The 18859-nt window shown below is 44.4% G+C and carries 18 protein-coding genes and 1 other annotated feature; of the genes, 14 read left to right on the forward strand and 4 right to left on the reverse strand.

The window, feature by feature from the left end; all coding sequences use genetic code 11:
• From hemB to BN1067_RS11580, 4 genes are all read left to right on the forward strand, one after another.
• A complete protein-coding gene (hemB, locus tag BN1067_RS11565; RefSeq protein ID WP_053219001.1) occupies positions 1-975 on the forward strand; it encodes a porphobilinogen synthase in 975 nt (324 codons plus the stop codon).
• 20 nt (positions 976-995) lie between these two features.
• A complete protein-coding gene (gene hemL / locus BN1067_RS11570; RefSeq protein WP_053219002.1) occupies positions 996-2291 on the forward strand; it encodes a glutamate-1-semialdehyde 2,1-aminomutase in 1296 nt (431 codons plus the stop codon).
• 355 nt (positions 2292-2646) lie between these two features.
• Positions 2647-3765: a stage VI sporulation protein D gene (gene spoVID, locus BN1067_RS11575; RefSeq protein ID WP_053219003.1), complete on the forward strand. Its 1119-nt coding sequence runs from the start codon at positions 2647-2649 to the stop codon at positions 3763-3765.
• A gap of 137 nt (positions 3766-3902) precedes the next feature.
• On the forward strand, positions 3903-4931 hold the full coding sequence (locus BN1067_RS11580) for a phosphotransferase (protein ID WP_053219004.1): 1029 nt from the start codon (positions 3903-3905) through the stop codon (positions 4929-4931).
• Here the strand turns inward: BN1067_RS11580 and BN1067_RS11585 are convergent.
• A complete protein-coding gene (locus tag BN1067_RS11585) occupies positions 4928-5116 on the reverse strand; it encodes a hypothetical protein (RefSeq protein ID WP_053219005.1) in 189 nt (62 codons plus the stop codon). The genes BN1067_RS11580 and BN1067_RS11585 overlap by 4 nt on opposite strands.
• 183 nt (positions 5117-5299) lie before the next feature.
• Positions 5300-5527, forward strand: a binding site (T-box leader).
• A 109-nt stretch (positions 5528-5636) separates the two neighbouring features.
• On the opposite strand from BN1067_RS11585, the gene BN1067_RS20205 reads away from it, so the two are divergent.
• The gene (locus BN1067_RS20205) at positions 5637-9572 is read left to right on the forward strand and encodes a valine--tRNA ligase (protein ID WP_053219006.1); all 3936 of its coding nucleotides are present in this window, start codon (positions 5637-5639) and stop codon (positions 9570-9572) included.
• Positions 9573-9605: 33 nt separating this feature from the next.
• Here the strand turns inward: BN1067_RS20205 and BN1067_RS11595 are convergent, their stop codons facing one another.
• Genes BN1067_RS11595 through BN1067_RS11605 form a run of 3 tightly spaced genes read right to left on the reverse strand, consistent with a single transcriptional unit; the run spans position 9606 to position 11885 of the window.
• Positions 9606-10121 carry a GNAT family N-acetyltransferase gene (locus BN1067_RS11595; protein ID WP_053219007.1) on the reverse strand — a complete coding sequence of 172 codons (516 nt, stop codon included), beginning with the start codon at positions 10119-10121 and terminating at the stop codon, positions 9606-9608.
• Positions 10121-10984 (reverse strand): ATP-grasp domain-containing protein, encoded by an 864-nt coding sequence (locus BN1067_RS11600; protein ID WP_053219008.1) that lies wholly within the window; start codon positions 10982-10984, stop codon positions 10121-10123. The genes BN1067_RS11595 and BN1067_RS11600 overlap by 1 nt, the downstream gene beginning before the upstream one ends.
• A 4-nt stretch (positions 10985-10988) precedes the next feature.
• Positions 10989-11885, reverse strand: coding sequence for an ATP-grasp domain-containing protein (locus BN1067_RS11605; RefSeq protein WP_053219009.1), 897 nt, complete (start codon positions 11883-11885; stop codon positions 10989-10991).
• A gap of 168 nt (positions 11886-12053) precedes the next feature.
• On the opposite strand from BN1067_RS11605, the gene BN1067_RS11610 reads away from it, so the two are divergent.
• The 9 genes from BN1067_RS11610 (at position 12054) to BN1067_RS11640 (ending at position 18849) form a co-directional block, all read left to right on the forward strand.
• Complete coding sequence (locus BN1067_RS11610) at positions 12054-13331, forward strand: bifunctional folylpolyglutamate synthase/dihydrofolate synthase (RefSeq protein WP_053219010.1); 1278 nt, start codon at positions 12054-12056, stop codon at positions 13329-13331.
• A 93-nt stretch (positions 13332-13424) separates the two neighbouring features.
• A complete protein-coding gene (locus tag BN1067_RS11615; protein WP_053219011.1) occupies positions 13425-15146 on the forward strand; it encodes a sensor domain-containing diguanylate cyclase in 1722 nt (573 codons plus the stop codon).
• Complete coding sequence (locus tag BN1067_RS20435; protein ID WP_267893611.1) at positions 15143-15277, forward strand: hypothetical protein; 135 nt, start codon at positions 15143-15145, stop codon at positions 15275-15277. The genes BN1067_RS11615 and BN1067_RS20435 overlap by 4 nt, the downstream gene beginning before the upstream one ends.
• Before the next feature lie 10 nt (positions 15278-15287).
• Positions 15288-15686, forward strand: coding sequence for a type IV pilus modification PilV family protein (locus BN1067_RS11620; protein WP_456119740.1), 399 nt, complete (start codon positions 15288-15290; stop codon positions 15684-15686).
• A 20-nt stretch (positions 15687-15706) separates the two neighbouring features.
• Entirely contained in the window at positions 15707-16402 is a 696-nt protein-coding gene (locus BN1067_RS11625; protein WP_053219013.1) for a GGDEF domain-containing protein, read from the forward strand.
• Positions 16399-16533 carry a hypothetical protein gene (locus BN1067_RS20440; protein WP_267893611.1) on the forward strand — a complete coding sequence of 45 codons (135 nt, stop codon included), beginning with the start codon at positions 16399-16401 and terminating at the stop codon, positions 16531-16533. Before BN1067_RS11625 ends, BN1067_RS20440 begins: the two co-directional genes overlap by 4 nt.
• A complete protein-coding gene (locus BN1067_RS11630) occupies positions 16523-16978 on the forward strand; it encodes a type IV pilus modification PilV family protein (RefSeq protein ID WP_053219014.1) in 456 nt (151 codons plus the stop codon). The genes BN1067_RS20440 and BN1067_RS11630 overlap by 11 nt, the downstream gene beginning before the upstream one ends.
• The gene (locus tag BN1067_RS11635; RefSeq protein ID WP_234400738.1) at positions 16965-17378 is read left to right on the forward strand and encodes a prepilin-type N-terminal cleavage/methylation domain-containing protein; all 414 of its coding nucleotides are present in this window, start codon (positions 16965-16967) and stop codon (positions 17376-17378) included. Before BN1067_RS11630 ends, BN1067_RS11635 begins: the two co-directional genes overlap by 14 nt.
• Before the next feature lie 7 nt (positions 17379-17385).
• Positions 17386-18849 (forward strand): DUF7305 domain-containing protein, encoded by a 1464-nt coding sequence (locus BN1067_RS11640; RefSeq protein WP_053219016.1) that lies wholly within the window; start codon positions 17386-17388, stop codon positions 18847-18849.
• Positions 18850-18859: the final 10 nt, after the last annotated feature.

The following is an 18859-nucleotide window of genomic DNA, read 5'->3' on the forward strand; positions in this document are numbered from 1 at the left end:
ATGAATGAATTTAAAAGACATCGCCGGTTAAGAACATCGGCAGCAATGCGAGCATTGGTAAGGGAAACACAATTAACAACCGATGACTTGGTTTATCCAATTTTTGCTGTAGAAGGAGAAAACATTCGACGCGAAGTTCCTTCGATGCCAGGTGTTTTTCAGGTTTCACTCGACAACCTTACGGAAGAAATGGACCAGCTTGTGAAACTGGGTATCCGTTCTGTCCTTCTGTTTGGAATACCAAAAGAAAAGGATGAACAGGGAAGTCAGGCATACTGTGAAACGGGTATCGTACAGCTTGCCCTGAGAAAAATCAAGCAAGAATTTCCTGAGATGATAACGATAGCCGACACATGTCTCTGTGAATACACTTCTCATGGCCATTGCGGCGTCATACACGATGGGGACGTGGACAATGATGCCTCCCTCCCTCTCTTGGTTGAAACAGCTGTCAGCCAGGCTAAAGCGGGTGCAGATATTATTGCACCGTCCAACATGATGGACGGATTTGTGGCGGCCATCCGGAAAGGACTGGATGAAGCAGGATTCAAGCATATTCCAATCATGTCCTATGCCGTAAAATATGCTTCTGCTTACTATGGACCATTTCGCGATGCAGCGGATAGCACCCCGCAGTTCGGTGACAGGAAGACATATCAAATGGATCCTTCCAACAGAATGGAAGCATTTCGTGAAGCGGCGTCCGATATGGAAGAAGGCGCAGATTTCCTTATTGTCAAGCCGGCGATGTCCTACTTGGATATCATGCGGGAAGTCAAGGACCGTTTCAATGCCCCGTTGGTCGCTTATAATGTAAGCGGAGAATATTCCATGGTCAAAGCTGCAGCACAAAATGGCTGGATCAATGAACGGGAATTGGTGATGGAAAAATTGACTTCTATGAAGCGAGCAGGAGCAGATTTGATCATTACTTATTTTGCTAAAGATGTAGCGAAGTGGTTAAAAGAAGAATAAATCGTTGGAGGTAGTGGATAATGGCGAATTATGATCGTTCGAAGCATGCATATCAAGAAGCAGTCGATTTGATGCCCGGTGGGGTCAATTCACCTGTCAGAGCTTTTAAATCGGTGGGAATGAATCCGATTTTTATGGAACGTGGTAAAGGTTCGAAGATTTGGGATATCGATGGCAATGAATATATCGACTATGTGTTGAGCTGGGGACCATTAATCTTAGGTCATGCTAATGAAAGAGTGGTCAATCGGTTAAAAGAAGTAACCGAGCTAGGTACTAGCTTTGGTGCTCCGACTGAAATGGAAAACAAGTTGGCACAATTAGTGATCGACCGGGTTCCATCGATTGAAATGGTCCGAATGGTCAATTCCGGAACGGAAGCGACCATGAGTGCATTAAGACTTGCACGTGGATATACCGGCAGAGACAAGATTTTGAAATTCGAAGGAAATTATCATGGCCATGGCGACTCTCTGTTAATCAAAGCAGGCTCCGGAGTCGCTACGCTCGGACTTCCGGACAGCCCTGGCGTTCCCGAATCGATTGCTCAGAATACCATCACTGTTCCGTATAATGATACAGAAAGCGTCCGCTATGTATTTGAACAATTCGGCGATGACTTGGCGGCTGTAATTGTAGAACCGGTATCCGGCAATATGGGTGTTGTGCCGCCGCAAGGAACCTTTTTACAGGACTTACGTCAATTGACTGAAGACAATGGTACATTGCTTATTTTTGACGAAGTAATGACGGGATTCCGGGTTGGCTACAATAGTGCCCAAGGTCATTTCGGAGTAACACCGGATTTGACTTGTCTTGGTAAAGTAATCGGCGGGGGATTACCGGTCGGTGCTTATGGAGGTAAACGGGAAATCATGGAAAGAGTCGCACCGACAGGCGATATTTATCAGGCTGGAACGTTGTCTGGTAATCCGTTGGCGATGACAGCCGGATATGAAACGCTAAGTCTCATGGATCAAGCTGCTTATAATCAAATCAGTGATAAGGTAGACAAGTTAATTGAAGGGTATAAGCAGGCATCCGAAGACTTTGGCGTCCCGATTTGTGTCAACAGAGCAGGCTCCATGGTTGGAATCTTCTTCACTGACGCCGATGTCATCAATTACGAGACAGCTAAATCTGCAAACCTTGATCATTTCGCAAGCTATTACCGCTCGATGGCCGAGCAGGGGATTTTCCTGCCTCCATCTCAATTTGAAGGGATCTTCCTGTCTGTCGCTCACACAGACGATGACATTCAGAAGACAATCCAGGCAGCCCGAAACGCATTTGAAGAAATCAGTAAAAATCAATAACAGAAAGAAGCAAAATCCCGCCATTTCGGCGGGATTTTTTTATTCAGCGGTTTTGACAGCGGTTTGAGGGGACAGTCCCCGATTCCCCTGATTTAAGGAGAACGGACCAGTTTGGGGACAGTCCCCAAACACCCGCAAATGCTGCTCTCAAGGCATATAGACAAAATCAGACTGATATAAATAGCCTGGTTTGGGGACTGTCCCCGAATGGGCTCTCATAGTGGCTGAGGCGCTGATGGGGACTGTCCCCGCATACTACTCTTTTTCGTTTTTGCATAATTCCTGATAGTGGGTCATATATCTTAAGGGAGAGAATGTTCGAGGTTTTATGGGATCTTGAAGGGAGGAGTAAGTTTTGGCAGAAGATGGTCAATCCGTGTTTACGTTCGATTTGAATGAGTCTGTCTGGTTTAAAAAAGGACAGGAAGTTGATGAAATGATGGGAATTTCCCTGGATCCAGAGATTTCTATTCAAGATTTGGGTGATTTTGTATCGATCAGGGGAGTTATCGAGTTAAAAGGAGAGTATTTCCAAGTGAAAAGCCAGAGAGTCTCCGATGACGATGAGGCGGGCTTTTTCGAAGAGGATCCATCCCACCGGCTGGTTGATCAAATAGAAACATATGATGATGGGGTCAATGAGTTCTTTCATCACTTTCCTGTTGAAGTATCCATACCTAAATACCGAATCAGTTCGTTGGATGATGTGATGGTCGGAATCGAGTCATTTGACTATGAATTGCCTGCATCGAACCAGTTGAAATTAAATGCTTCCTTGGCGATCCACGGAGTTTCGGAACAGAGGCAAGAGAGTAAGCATGATGAAGCGGATGCAGAACTATCCCTTGTGGAAGAAAAGGAAGAAGATATGGAAGAACTGCCGGAAGAAGAGGAGCAGCCTGTAGCTGAAGAAAACGCTCGTGACACTCCCGTTCTTGAAGAAGATGATGAATCGGCATCGGAATCAGTGCAGGAATTATTCCGGTTTGATGTGAAAGAAAAAGCAGAGAAGACTGAGGAAAAAACGGAACAGCAGCAAAACGAGGTTGATAGCGGTACAACACCAGATGCTAAGGAACAGGAAAAAGACAGGTGGAAACAGAAAACGCAATCGTTGGCGGAATTTTTTGGGAAAGTAGAAGAGGTAGAAGAATCCGCCGAGTCGAGCAATTCATCTTATGAAAGCTATGAGGAAGAATCCAGTGAAGTATTGGAGGAAATTGTGGAGTCGATTGACGAATCTTCGGACGGCAGAGACGAAAAAAGTCCAGATACCCGTTACTTGTTGAATATGTTCGATAATAAAGAAGAGAAGTATACCCGCCTGAAGATGTGCATCGTACAGGAGAGTGATACGCTTGCTTCCTTAGCAGAGAAGTACAAGATTTCGCCCCTCCATATTTCTAAGTCGAATCGGTTAGGAGACGAGGACATAAAAGAAGGGCAAATTCTTTACATCCCCGTCAAGAAGTAAAATCATTCAGCAAAAATCCCTTGCCATCTAAGTGCTGTCAAGGGATTTCTTACGCGCGCAAAACTTAGAACACCAATTATCAGAAGGTGGAGAACCTCGCCCATGTGGAGAGGTTTTCAGGTTTTTAGGAGGGAGTCATGTTGGAGGATAGGATAAAAATCGTTTTACAGGAGTACCAAATCGGACCAGCAGAAATTGTGCCGATTACAAGCCGTCTGTATAAAATTCATACCTATCATTATACATTTGCCCTAAAACGGTCGCGATTACTGCCAGAGCCGGAAGCCCTCGCCAATTGGGAAAATGTCTATCGCCAGGCGAATATACACAGACTTGACTCTATTGTTCCTGTTTATTTGACAGAAAAAGGGCAAATTAATGTCCGGTACGAAAATGAAATTTATTATTTGACACCCTGGCAGGAAAAACTGGAAAGAGACGAGCCAGTCCATGTATTGGAAGGATTCTTCAGGGAACTTGCAAATATTCACGCAGTGACTATGGAAGAGTATGAACTAAATCAGGAGCTGGCACAGGATACAGTGGCAAACGAGTTAAGACAACTGGAATCCCGACAGGCAGATTTGCTGGAACAGGTGGAACGATTTGAAGCGCGCCGTTACATGTCACCGTTTGAGCTGCAGGTTTGTACCCATTACCGGGATGTCGAATTTGCTTTTTCGAAGACCGTTTCCTGGTTAGAAGCCTATAAGGAAGACTTGCAGAGAGAGCGTATCAGCAGAACGTGCCTGTGCCACGGCAATTTGCGCTTATCTCATTTACTGACGAAACAAGAGCAAGCCAAATTTATCAATTGGGAAAATGCTTACACAGGTAGTCCTGTACAAGATTTATCTGTTTATTTCCATCATGAATGGCAATATCATGATAACGTTTTTCAGCAAATCCTGCAGTCATTTCCTCAATATGAAAAGCAGAACAGGTTGCTCCAAAGTGAAAAGTCACTCCTGGCTGTTTTGACGATAAATCCTTCTACTTATCTGGAAACCGTTCAGAATTATCAACGGTATCCGGACAGGCCGCTTCCTTTTCAAATTAGAGATTTGGAACGGGCTTATCGCCGGCTGTATCACGGCCTGAAGTTCCAGGAAGTGCTTGAAACCCAGCGGCAAAAATATTTGGAAGAGCTGGAGGAAGAAGATTAGATCCATTCCATATAAAATGCGATGAAGATGCCGACAAACAAACCGAGTAGGAAGACATCCATCGTGGTGGGAAAAAATAATGTCCTGATCAGTTGGAAAATCATGATTGGCAGGGTAGCCTTTTCGAAAACGACAAGCCAATATCTGCACCATGGAGGAAGCTTGTATCGGTAATAGCGAGCCAATTGCATTCACCCCTTTAATTAGCCTTTTGGTGTATCTTATGAACAAGAGGAGCGAATCGGTACTAAAAGTATCAGAAAACCGGTGCAAACGCCCATTTTATTGGAAGGAAAGGTTTGTTTTTATCTTTTTGTTGACTTAACAGACGCAATTTGGATAAAATAATGAATAGAAATCGAAAAACCGTAAATGCCGTGATCGGGAAGAGTACAGAGCAAACGCCTCTAGAGAGGATAACCATTAGCTGAGAGGTTATCCAGGATGGTTGCTTTGGAAGGTCGCCCGGGATGCAGCTTCTTTGAAACCGAGTAGAGGAAGCCGGCTGTCAGCCGTTATAACATTAGAGTGTACAGACAAGATACGTCTGTAAACAAAGGTGGTACCACGGAAATACAGCCCTTTTCGTCCTTTAGGATGAGAAGGGCTTTTGTGTTTCTATCGGGATTCCCAACAGGTTTTTTCGCCTGGGTACCGTCTTTCACAAAAGGCTTACGGCAAATATGGAAGCAGGAGGTTAATGACATGGACGAAAATAAACAAGAGATTTCGCTGCCGCCAAAATATGATCCCCAATCTGTTGAAAGCGACCGTTATCGGTTTTGGGTGGAAGGAAAGTATTTTGAAGCGGACGGAGATGAGAAGAAAACACCTTATACCATCGTGATCCCGCCACCGAATGTTACAGGTAAGCTGCATATCGGTCATGCCTGGGATACCACATTACAGGATTTGATCACAAGAATGAAGCGGATGCAGGGCTATGATGTTCTCTGGCTCCCGGGAATGGATCATGCCGGTATTGCTACTCAAGCGAAAATCGAAGCAAAACTTAAAGAAGAAGGACAAAATCGTTATGATTTAGGCAGAGAAAAATTCCTTGAGAAATCCTGGGAGTGGAAAGAGGAATATGCTTCGTTTATCCGCCGTCAATGGGCAAAGCTTGGATTGGGTCTGGATTACTCCCGTGAACGATTCACCCTGGATGAGGGATTGTCGGAAGCGGTCAAAGAAGTCTTCGTTACGTTGTATAACAAAGGACTGATTTATCGCGGTGAGTATATCATTAACTGGGATCCAACGACGAAAACAGCGCTGTCCGATATTGAAGTAATTCATGAGGAAATTCAGGGACACTTTTACCACATGAAATATCCATTGAAGGATGGCAGTGGACATATCGAGATAGCGACAACCAGGCCTGAAACGATGCTCGGTGATACGGCTGTTGCTGTCCACCCGAAAGATGAGCGGTATCAGCACTTAATCGGCAAAAAGGTTGTCCTGCCGATAGTAGAGCGTGAAATTGAAATTGTCGCCGATGATTATGTCGATATGGAATTTGGATCCGGTGCAGTAAAAATCACCCCTGCCCACGATCCGAATGACTTTGAAATCGGAAACCGCCATAATCTGGAACGAATTTTAGTCATGAATGAAGACGGAACGATGAACGAAAACGCCGGAAGTTATCAGGGGATGGACCGGTTTGAATGCAGAAAACAATTGGTTGAGGACCTGCAGGAACAGGGAGTCCTGTTCAAAATAGAAGAACATATGCATTCTGTCGGCCATTCAGAGCGTAGTGGCGCTGTAGTAGAGCCTTATTTGTCGACACAATGGTTTGTTAAAATGCAGCCGTTGGCAGATGCTGCAGTCGAAATGCAATCCGACCGGGATGAAAAAGTCAACTTCGTTCCTGAACGTTTTGAACGAACCTATCTGAATTGGATGGAAAATATCCGCGATTGGTGTATTTCTCGTCAGCTATGGTGGGGACATCGGATACCGGCCTGGTATCATAAGGAAACGGGAGAAGTATATGTAGGAAAGCAGGCACCCGAAGACAGCGAAAATTGGGAGCAGGATGAGGATGTTCTTGATACTTGGTTCTCTTCTGCGTTATGGCCGTTTTCCACTTTGAACTGGCCAGACGCAGATGCCGAGGATTTCAAGCGTTATTTCCCGACTGATGCGCTGGTTACCGGCTATGATATTATCTTTTTCTGGGTTTCCAGAATGATCTTCCAATCGAAACAGTTCACCGGAGAACGCCCGTTTAAAGATGTCCTGATCCACGGATTAGTCCGTGCTGCTGATGGCAAAAAAATGAGTAAGTCACTTGGCAACGGTGTCGATCCGATGGATGTCATCGATAAGTATGGGGCTGACTCCTTACGTTATTTCCTGCTTACTGGCACCACCCCTGGCCAGGATTTACGTTTCCAATGGGAGAAAGTGGAGTCCACCTGGAATTTTGCCAATAAGATTTGGAATGCTTCCCGATTTGCTTTGATGAACATGGGCGATATGAAGTACGACCAAATCGACTTGGACGGGGAAAAATCAGTGGCAGATGAATGGATTTTGACCCGGTTGAACGAAACGATTGAGCAAGTGACCAAGAACGCCGATAAATATGAATTTGGCGAAGCAGGGCGTCAGCTTTACAATTTTATTTGGGATGAGCTTTGTGATTGGTATATCGAAATGGCGAAGCTGCCATTGTATGGAGAAGATGAAAAAGCCAAACACACGACAAGATCTGTCCTGGCTTATGTACTGGATCAAACAATGAGAATGCTGCATCCGTTTATGCCTTTCATTACAGAGGAAATTTGGCAGCATTTGCCTCATGAAGGAGAATCGATCACCAGAGCGGCATGGCCAGCTGCTAGAAGTGAACTTCATAATCAAGAANAACGAATTTTAGTCATGAATGAAGACGGAACGATGAACGAAAACGCCGGAAGTTATCAGGGGATGGACCGGTTTGAATGCAGAAAACAATTGGTTGAGGACCTGCAGGAACAGGGAGTCCTGTTCAAAATAGAAGAACATATGCATTCTGTCGGCCATTCAGAGCGTAGTGGCGCTGTAGTAGAGCCTTATTTGTCGACACAATGGTTTGTTAAAATGCAGCCGTTGGCAGATGCTGCAGTCGAAATGCAATCCGACCGGGATGAAAAAGTCAACTTCGTTCCTGAACGTTTTGAACGAACCTATCTGAATTGGATGGAAAATATCCGCGATTGGTGTATTTCTCGTCAGCTATGGTGGGGACATCGGATACCGGCCTGGTATCATAAGGAAACGGGAGAAGTATATGTAGGAAAGCAGGCACCCGAAGACAGCGAAAATTGGGAGCAGGATGAGGATGTTCTTGATACTTGGTTCTCTTCTGCGTTATGGCCGTTTTCCACTTTGAACTGGCCAGACGCAGATGCCGAGGATTTCAAGCGTTATTTCCCGACTGATGCGCTGGTTACCGGCTATGATATTATCTTTTTCTGGGTTTCCAGAATGATCTTCCAATCGAAACAGTTCACCGGAGAACGCCCGTTTAAAGATGTCCTGATCCACGGATTAGTCCGTGCTGCTGATGGCAAAAAAATGAGTAAGTCACTTGGCAACGGTGTCGATCCGATGGATGTCATCGATAAGTATGGGGCTGACTCCTTACGTTATTTCCTGCTTACTGGCACCACCCCTGGCCAGGATTTACGTTTCCAATGGGAGAAAGTGGAGTCCACCTGGAATTTTGCCAATAAGATTTGGAATGCTTCCCGATTTGCTTTGATGAACATGGGCGATATGAAGTACGACCAAATCGACTTGGACGGGGAAAAATCAGTGGCAGATGAATGGATTTTGACCCGGTTGAACGAAACGATTGAGCAAGTGACCAAGAACGCCGATAAATATGAATTTGGCGAAGCAGGGCGTCAGCTTTACAATTTTATTTGGGATGAGCTTTGTGATTGGTATATCGAAATGGCGAAGCTGCCATTGTATGGAGAAGATGAAAAAGCCAAACACACGACAAGATCTGTCCTGGCTTATGTACTGGATCAAACAATGAGAATGCTGCATCCGTTTATGCCTTTCATTACAGAGGAAATTTGGCAGCATTTGCCTCATGAAGGAGAATCGATCACCAGAGCGGCATGGCCAGCTGCTAGAAGTGAACTTCATAATCAAGAAGCGGCTCAGGAAATGCAACAGCTGGTTGCCATTATCCGCTCTGTAAGAAATATTCGGGCTGAGGTCGATACACCAATGTCGAAGCAAGTTCAGCTATTGATTCAGACGGAAAACGCTTCGATAGCCGAAAAGCTAGACAAAAACCGCCATTATTTGGAACGGTTCTGTAACACTAGCAAGTTGGAAATCGCCGAGAAAATCGAAGCTCCGGAAAAAGCAATGTCGGCCGTTGTCACAGGGGCAGAATTGTTCCTTCCTCTTGAAGGATTGATCGATATTGATAAAGAAATCGAGCGGTTGAAAAAAGAACTCGAGAAGTGGAACAAAGAAGTGGAGCGAGTCGAAAAGAAACTTTCGAATCAGGGATTTATCAGCAAAGCTCCTGAAAAAGTAGTCGAAGAAGAGAAACAAAAACAAACAGACTATATGGAAAAACGCGCAAAAGTTCAAGCACGGCTTGATGAGTTGCAGTCATAACCAAAAAGCACAGGGGAAAAGCCCCTGTGCTTTTTATATGGCAATTAGCTTGTCTATAGCTTTCCAACCAAGTGCGATTTCGTAAGCCTCTAATTCAGCGAGAAACTGACGATCAATCTGTTTGCCTCCCAAATGCTCATAGAAGCCTTTGGAAGGGTTCTCTTCCAACACCCAGACAAGCATGGAATCGATCCCGTCTTTTTGCAGTTGTTCAGCCAGCACGTTGACAAGCTGTCGGCCGATTTGGCGATGGTGGTATTCATCCAGAATGTATAGGCTGTATATTTCCCCGTTGAATGAAGTGTTCCCCGTACGTTCAGGTCCTCCATTAATAAAGCCGACAACCGTGCCGGTTTCTGTCTCGGCTATATAGAGAAGGTGCTGCTTATCGTTTAGCCGTTTTTTAAAGGCTTCTGTACGCTGCTCATGAGTGATTTTCTGCAAAATTTTTTCTGGTACGATTCCCCTGTAAGTAGACAGCCAGGAAGCTACGCTTACTCTGGCGATTGCTTCTGCATCCGTTTTTTCTGCCTTCCTTATACGAACCATCAAATTCTCTCCTTCATTTCTTTTTTTATCAACTTCACATATTTCGCCAGAATATTTACGTCACTTACGATGCTTAACGTTCTGCTGCCGACAACGTCTTCGATTTCATTGAATAGGAGCTTTCCATCTTCTGAGAATAGAAAGTCAATACCAACCATGGAAAAAGAAAATGAATCGATAATACTACGAACCATGCGGGCTTCTTCTTGCGACAGCTCATACCACTCGGCCTCTCCTCCCAGCTTGAAATTTGCTCGAAAGTCTGCTTTATTGCTACGCAGGACAGCACCGACAATAACATCTCCAACAACAAATACACGTAAGTCTTTTCCGGCCTGCACAGCGCTATCCTGAATAATGACATCTTTTGCTCGTACCTTTTGTCGGACAGTTTGCCAGTGAGCTGAATCGGTAATTTTATATACTTGTTTTCCGCCTCTTCCTGTCGCTTCTTTCATAACGAAAGGGGGATGCATTGGCAGATGGTCCCCAAGCTGATCGCTTTGCAAAAAGATTGTGTCGACCATCGGAATACCTAGGGCTGCCATTTTTTGATGGGTGACTGCTTTGTTGTTGCATAAATAGGATACTTCCGAAGAGTTGAAGACTTTTATCCCAAGCATCTCCAGTTGCTTATTCAGCAATGGCTCGACGATTCGGACTACACAAAAATCCGGCCAGCTTTGTTTTTTATTCGTTTTAACCTCGAGTTTTCCGTTAAAGACACCAATCGTAAGCTCCTCCCGGAGGACGAGCAGGAGATTGATGTCCTGTTTCCGGCACTCTTCGATGAACCATTCAATATACGCGTTGTTCGAAACAGCATCTTCTTTTTTATAAAGAAGCCAGCCTGTTGTTTGCATGTACTCACCCCTGTAGTTTGTTGACGATGTAATCGATGATCCAATCGGCAACGTTGATTTGGGTGCAATCATAAATGTTGCGGATATGCGCATTAGAATTCACTTCACAGATCAACGGCTTTTCTTCTGGTCCAAACAGAAGATCCACTCCTGCAAAATCGGTTCCTGCAGCATGGGAGGCTGCTACAGCCAAATCAACTTCCTCCGGTGTTGGTTGATACGTCTCCATGGTTCCACCGGCACTCACGTTTGCCCGGAAGTCAACGTAAGAACGACGCTTCATCGCAGCGACGACTTGGTCCCCGACTACATTCAAACGTAAATCCACTCCATAACTGGAGGCAATGAATTCCTGTAAAACGAAAGGACGGCCTTGAAGCTGTTCAATTTTTTCCATCAATTCCTGTTCCGATTCTATTAAGTAAACCTGCTCGCCAAAGGATCCAAATGCTTCTTTGACAATTAGGGGATAGCCTAGCATCTCCCCGGCTTTCTGAAAGCTAGCTGTCTCGATTTTTCGGTATCCAGGAAAGATTTTCGGCCCGGCAATTGTTTTGGGAATTGGCAGGTTGTGTCTTGACAGTGCTTGATAGGTAGCAATTTTATCGTCACAGCAACTGATTGCTTCTGAGCTGTTAAATACAGGAATACCGAGAAACTCCAGCTGCTTGGCAAGGTAGATGTCTTTGTCGCCGAATACCACAAAATCAGGTTTGCGGTTCCACTTATCGGTAATCACCAAGCTGCCTGTTTTTTGATATAGCGCAAGCAGTTCATTGTTTTTCACCAGTTCCAGTGTGATAGTTTGTCTGGCGGCTGCTTCTTGGATCCATTCTGCAAAATCTTTAAATTTTCCGCCAGGCAAGTGTCCATTATAAATAACCCATCCGTAATTCAGCATCGTATTCTCCTTTTTCGTCTGCTAGTGATAGTATATAATAAGGCGTGCTTTCCATAAAATAGAGCACGCTTATTGGTTGCTTATTTATTTTAAAAAGCATTTACCTGTTTGAAAAGCAATAGTGCTTTTCATAAATAGATGAGAAATAGAAAACACGGAGGATGCAGCATGTTCAGCACTTACCAGCAAATAAACCTATTTTTAGAAGGAAGAAAAAAACTTGGCGTAAAACCCGGTCTTGGTCGTGTCTATTATCTACTTGAGCGTTTAGGCAATCCCGAACGGAAAATAAAGGCAATCCATGTTGCAGGGACGAACGGAAAAGGTTCAACCGTCACTAGTTTAAAAGAGATGCTGTACCATAACGGCTATCGTGTCGGGACGTACACAACTCCAAGCATTTCGGGGCTAGAAGGGGAAATAGGAATCAACGAAGAGCGGATTACAGAAGAACAGTTGGTTCGATTGATGAATCGATTGATGCCAGTTATTACTGAATTAGATGAAATGGACAATCCTCCGACGGAATTCGAAATCAAAACTGCTGCTGCTATCTGTTTCCTTGCAGAGAATGCAGACATCAGTGTGATTGAAACCGGGATGGGTGGGACGAAAGATGCCACCAATTGCTTTATCCCGCTGCTTTCTATCATTACGAATGTCGGTTTGGATCATCAGCGCATGCTCGGCGAAAGCCTTTCAGAGATCGCCAGTCATAAAGCGGGAATTATCAAGCAGGGAATTCCGGTTGTAGTAGGAGATGTGACAGAGGAAGCAGCCATTGTCATTTTGAAAAAGGCAGAGAGTCTTGCTGCTCCCGTCTATCATTATGCTGAAGAATTTACCGTTTATGCGATTGATAACAGTGAGCCGAATCATACGGGATTCACTTTTAAAACCGATGGTCTGACGCTGGAGGCTGCTATTTCGATGGCAGGCAGCCATCAAGTGAAAAATGCGGCCCTGGCTATGATGGCTTTGAATCTTTTGCAGGATCGTTTTCCTACAGAGTGGCCGAAGTCACTGATGGGTCTGAAAAACGCCGTGATTCCAGGCCGGTTTGAAAAAGTGCACGATCACCCGACCGTCATTCTGGATGCGGCCCACAATCCTCAAGGGATTACAGCTTTTTTGCAGACAGCGGAGCAACTCTATCCGAACCGGAGAAAGCAGTTACTGTTTGCTGCATTTCAAGACAAAGCGCTTCAACAAATGCTGCCACAACTGGAAAATAAATTTGATTCCGTCTATTTCACTAGTTTTCATCATGAGCGCGCTGCATCGGGCCCAATGTTACAGACCATCTATACTGGCAAGAACAGCCGGGTGGAAAATTGGGAGGCAGTAGTCCGAAACCATTTGGAATCAGCAGGAGAAACGGTACTGTTTATCACGGGATCACTATATTTTATAGAATTAGTCAGAAAATTCTTTGTTAAATCATGACAAGTATGGTATTTTAAATTTAGGAAATTAAATAAGGCTTAAGACCTAATCGTTTGGGGCGGAAGTGATAGAGAAGTCGGGGAGATGCTGAAGATGGTAAGTAAAAAGAAAAAAAATGGTCTTTTGGTTATATGGCTGATTCTGTGGCCGCTGCTTACCTGGATGACATATCAGCATTGGGATCCTGAAATTACGGTTAATTGGTACGATCTCGTTCTGTTCGGATTGCTGATGTGCAGTGTCGCGCTGTTTCCAATTACCATTAATCAAACGCCGATCTTTTTTGTCAATGGGTTAAGTTTGGCCGTATTTTTATATTACGGTCTATTTATCGAAATCATGCTGACACAATTGGCCATTCTTTGTCTGCTGGCAGGTATTCGTCTGCGAAAGGCGGAGTGGTTCCGAATTCCTATGAATCTACTAATGTTTTTACTTGTTTCATTGATTTCCGCTTTGGTTTACTGGTTCTTGGGCGGAACGAACGGTGCCGATGTACTGGAAAGTCCGCAGAACGTCATGCCCATCATCGGTTATGTCATGGCGGCATTTTTTGCCAATCAGCTTACACTCCGAATGGTCAAGCGAATGGTTTACGGGATGAAGGCCCCCTTTTTTGACAGGGGACTTGTCTGGGAAGCTTATTCACTGATCCTCGTCATTCCGATAGGTTTGATATTGTATTGGCTATACGTACAAAATGGAACAACGGCCATTTTATTTATCGGATTCCCTTTACTGAGTATTTCTTATATCTTGCGTATGTTCCATTCGAGTCAAAAAATCAATTACCTTTTGCAAAGAACGAGCGAAATCGGCCACAAGCTGACAGCCCAAATGGAAGTAAACGAAGTCATTGATCTTTTTAACGAACATATATTGGAGCTGCTGCCTGTTGATTATACACTGATTTTCGAAGTGGAAGACGAAGCAAGAATGCGGCTTGTCCGTTTTATTGATCGAGAAAGAAGCATGGACTTTCCAGAACAAGATATTTTTTATAAAAATCAAGCGGTGAGCGGTCGTGTATGGGCCAGCAGGCAAGGTGTCCATTACCATCGGAAAAGCCAGTGGGAAGAAATGGCCGATAAACGACTGAACATCCCAGGGGAAAGCTTGATGTCTGTTCCTTTAGAGCGCGATAACATGGTGGTTGGTGTCATTACATTGGTTTCCAGGCAAAAAAGGGCATTTGAAAAATCGCAATTTATGATGCTGTCCATTCTGACTAATTACCTGGCAGTCTCGATTAAAAATGCTAAAAACTATGAGGAAACAAAAATGAGAAGTGAACGGGATGCCCTGACCCGGTTGTACAATTTCCGTTATTTTGAGGATTACTTGCAAATGTACTTTGCCAATCAACAGCCGGAACACCTTTCAGAGCCATCCTCCATGATTTTACTGGATTTAGATCATTTTAAAGCATTTAATGATACATACGGTCATCAAAGCGGAAATGAAATTTTGCGGGAACTAGCTGCAAGGTTGACGAGAATTATTGGACAAAAAGGTATCACCGCCCGTTATGGGGGAGAAGAATTTATTGTTTTTCTTCCGAAGTCCAATAAATCCTCCGCACTATTTTTGGCAGAAGTGATTCGCAAGTCTATTTCAGAAGACCCTTTTCATCTTTCCGACCATATAATGGATGGACAAGAAACGATTACGGTCTCCCTGACAGCAAGTATCGGCGTAGCATCCTATCCAGATGATTGCTCAGAACCGCTGGAAATGATCAGGCATGCAGACAGGGCTATGTATATAGGAGCGAAACGGAAAGGACGTAACCGGGTGGCTGTTTACGAAAAATGATGTCTGCACGTAATTTATTCGCTGCTGCCGGTAGACGGCTGGCAGCTTTTGTTTTGACCGTTTTCGATCAAATGGGTATGCAGGAAAAGAAATCTGGCTGCAGGGAAGAGGGGGATGTTAGTGAACCATAAAAAGCAGGATATGTTCAATGAGAACGGATTGACGCTGGTCGAAATTCTGGTATCCATCGCTATTTTATCGATTATTGTTACCACTTTTTTCACCTTTTTTGCTCAAGCTGCCAAAACCAATAAAAATGCCAGTTCGATTTTGACTGCAACTTATGTGGCAGAAAACTATATGGAAGAAATCTATCAAATGAGTGTCACTTGCACCGATTATACTGATTGCAATAATCTGCTTGCCCAAACTTATGCCGCCACAGGCAGTGAAGGGGAGTACACGGATGATCCAAAGGGCTATCATGTGAAGATGGCACTGAAACCGCATCCTGAAAATAGCCGTCTGGGTAACGTCATAGTTAAAGTCTACCAAGCTGGTTCCAACAAACTGGAAGCTCNATGGCCGATAAACGACTGAACATCCCAGGGGAAAGCTTGATGTCTGTTCCTTTAGAGCGCGATAACATGGTGGTTGGTGTCATTACATTGGTTTCCAGGCAAAAAAGGGCATTTGAAAAATCGCAATTTATGATGCTGTCCATTCTGACTAATTACCTGGCAGTCTCGATTAAAAATGCTAAAAACTATGAGGAAACAAAAATGAGAAGTGAACGGGATGCCCTGACCCGGTTGTACAATTTCCGTTATTTTGAGGATTACTTGCAAATGTACTTTGCCAATCAACAGCCGGAACACCTTTCAGAGCCATCCTCCATGATTTTACTGGATTTAGATCATTTTAAAGCATTTAATGATACATACGGTCATCAAAGCGGAAATGAAATTTTGCGGGAACTAGCTGCAAGGTTGACGAGAATTATTGGACAAAAAGGTATCACCGCCCGTTATGGGGGAGAAGAATTTATTGTTTTTCTTCCGAAGTCCAATAAATCCTCCGCACTATTTTTGGCAGAAGTGATTCGCAAGTCTATTTCAGAAGACCCTTTTCATCTTTCCGACCATATAATGGATGGACAAGAAACGATTACGGTCTCCCTGACAGCAAGTATCGGCGTAGCATCCTATCCAGATGATTGCTCAGAACCGCTGGAAATGATCAGGCATGCAGACAGGGCTATGTATATAGGAGCGAAACGGAAAGGACGTAACCGGGTGGCTGTTTACGAAAAATGATGTCTGCACGTAATTTATTCGCTGCTGCCGGTAGACGGCTGGCAGCTTTTGTTTTGACCGTTTTCGATCAAATGGGTATGCAGGAAAAGAAATCTGGCTGCAGGGAAGAGGGGGATGTTAGTGAACCATAAAAAGCAGGATATGTTCAATGAGAACGGATTGACGCTGGTCGAAATTCTGGTATCCATCGCTATTTTATCGATTATTGTTACCACTTTTTTCACCTTTTTTGCTCAAGCTGCCAAAACCAATAAAAATGCCAGTTCGATTTTGACTGCAACTTATGTGGCAGAAAACTATATGGAAGAAATCTATCAAATGAGTGTCACTTGCACCGATTATACTGATTGCAATAATCTGCTTGCCCAAACTTATGCCGCCACAGGCAGTGAAGGGGAGTACACGGATGATCCAAAGGGCTATCATGTGAAGATGGCACTGAAACCGCATCCTGAAAATAGCCGTCTGGGTAACGTCATAGTTAAAGTCTACCAAGCTGGTTCCAACAAACTGGAAGCTCAAATGGAGACGGTTGTCGAGTGGGGGGATGGGCTTGAAGAAGATGCGCAATCATAAAGGATTTACACTGGTGGAATTATTGGCTGTACTTGCGCTGCTCGGATTGGTTATTATGCTGGCAGGATCCGTATCCTGGTTCGGCAATAAGCAATATTCCAGTCAGTTAGAAGAAGTAAAGCAGCAATCGGATGTCAGGTTGGTTCTGAAGCAAATCACAAAAGATGTGCGACAGGCAGATTCCTTAGAGGTGACAAACAACCAATTGACAATCAATGGAGTCATTTACCGGTCAAACGGCGGATTGCTGTTACGCAATGGCCAGACGATTGCGGAAGGAATAGAAGATTTTCAAGCAGAACCGACGGAATTAGGCAACGGAGTAACATTGAAGATAAAGAGCGCTTCTGACACTCATCAGCTTTCGGAAATATCAACAGTCCTATATATCAGGGAGTAGGGATAGCATGCCGGTAATGAAGAAGTTAAAAATCCAATGGAACAATCAAGCTGGATCTGCCCTTGTTTTCACCTTGATCGTGATGGTGATCCTTTCCTTGCTTGGTTTAAGCTTGCTCGGCGTGATGGTCAACCATACAAAGTTGAGTTCCAGTGAACGGAGTGATCAGTCTGCATATTATATTGCCGAAGCGGGAGCCGCATTGAAAAATGCTGAAATAGAAGCGGCAATCGAGCGTTACTACCAGGGAGGAGAGGATTCGGAAGCAGAAGTGAAAGGGCTGATACAATCGGAACGTACATACACAGACTTTGATGAAATTTTCGGAAAAGAGCCTGAAGCTTCGGTACATATCGAGTCGGAGCAACCGAATGAAGACCAGGTCAGACAATATAAACTTGTATCTACCGGAACCATCGGTGATCGCTCCAGAACAGTGGAGCAGCCATTTATCGTCAATTGGATCCCGAGAAAGGGTGAGGGAATCCATTTACCGGACCAAACGGCGGTTTATGCCAATACGACCATTGATTTGTCGGGGGGAGCTCAGATTAAAGGCAATATTAAAACCAATTCGGAGCAAGCACCTTCCATCCGTTTGGAAGGTGGTGCCGAGTTAATCGATGGAAAAATATTTGTGCCATTTGGTTCGGAAGATGATGCACTTGAAGCTCCGAAAAAAACACTTGAAGATCTGCCTCAACCTATTGGGCAGGAAAAGGGGACGATGGAACTGCCCGATTTTCCACCTATCCCTGAATTCCCATTAGCGGAGAATGGCCAATTAAAGGGAGGAGATGGCAGGAAAGGATATATCCATGATGGAATGCTGACAATTAGAGGCGGGGATGACTATATTCTCCCTTTACATCAAAGCACATCCTTTAAAGAAATCAAAATCAGCAGCAACAACACATTGACCATCGATTTACAAGGCCGAAATCAGTCCATCGTAGTGGATCATTTGAATTTAGAGAATGGCCATATTGAGTTAAAAAATCCAGGCAGGCTGACGATCTATGTCCGGCACAAACTAACTTTTGGTTCCGGGAGTACATGGAATAAGACCGGAGATACAGAAAACACCCATATTTATTACAAAGGACAAGATAAACTGCTGCTCAGCGGGTCGCAAGCAATAAATGGTTCCCTGTTCGCGGATCGGGCTGACGTGGAAATAACGGGAGGAGGCGAGTTTACCGGCCATTTGTTTACCGGCGGATCAAACGTGAAGGTTGACGGTGGAGCGAGTAGTACCTATCTGATTTATGCCCCTCATGCAGCTTTCCGTTTCGGAGGTGGCGGAACGCTTAAAGGAATGGTTGTCATCGACTCGTTTAGTGGTGGGGGCGGCAGTAGGATTGAATTTGAGGAATTCAGTCTCGATGACCTTCCGTTTGTTTCGGATGGCGTTCCGATAGACGTCGGGGATATTATCACAAAAGAACCAATCAGAGAAACGGACGAATAGGAGGGGGAAT

This window comes from Virgibacillus senegalensis, assembly GCF_000821245.2.
GTDB classification, from domain to species: domain Bacteria; phylum Bacillota; class Bacilli; order Bacillales; family Amphibacillaceae; genus Sediminibacillus; species Sediminibacillus senegalensis.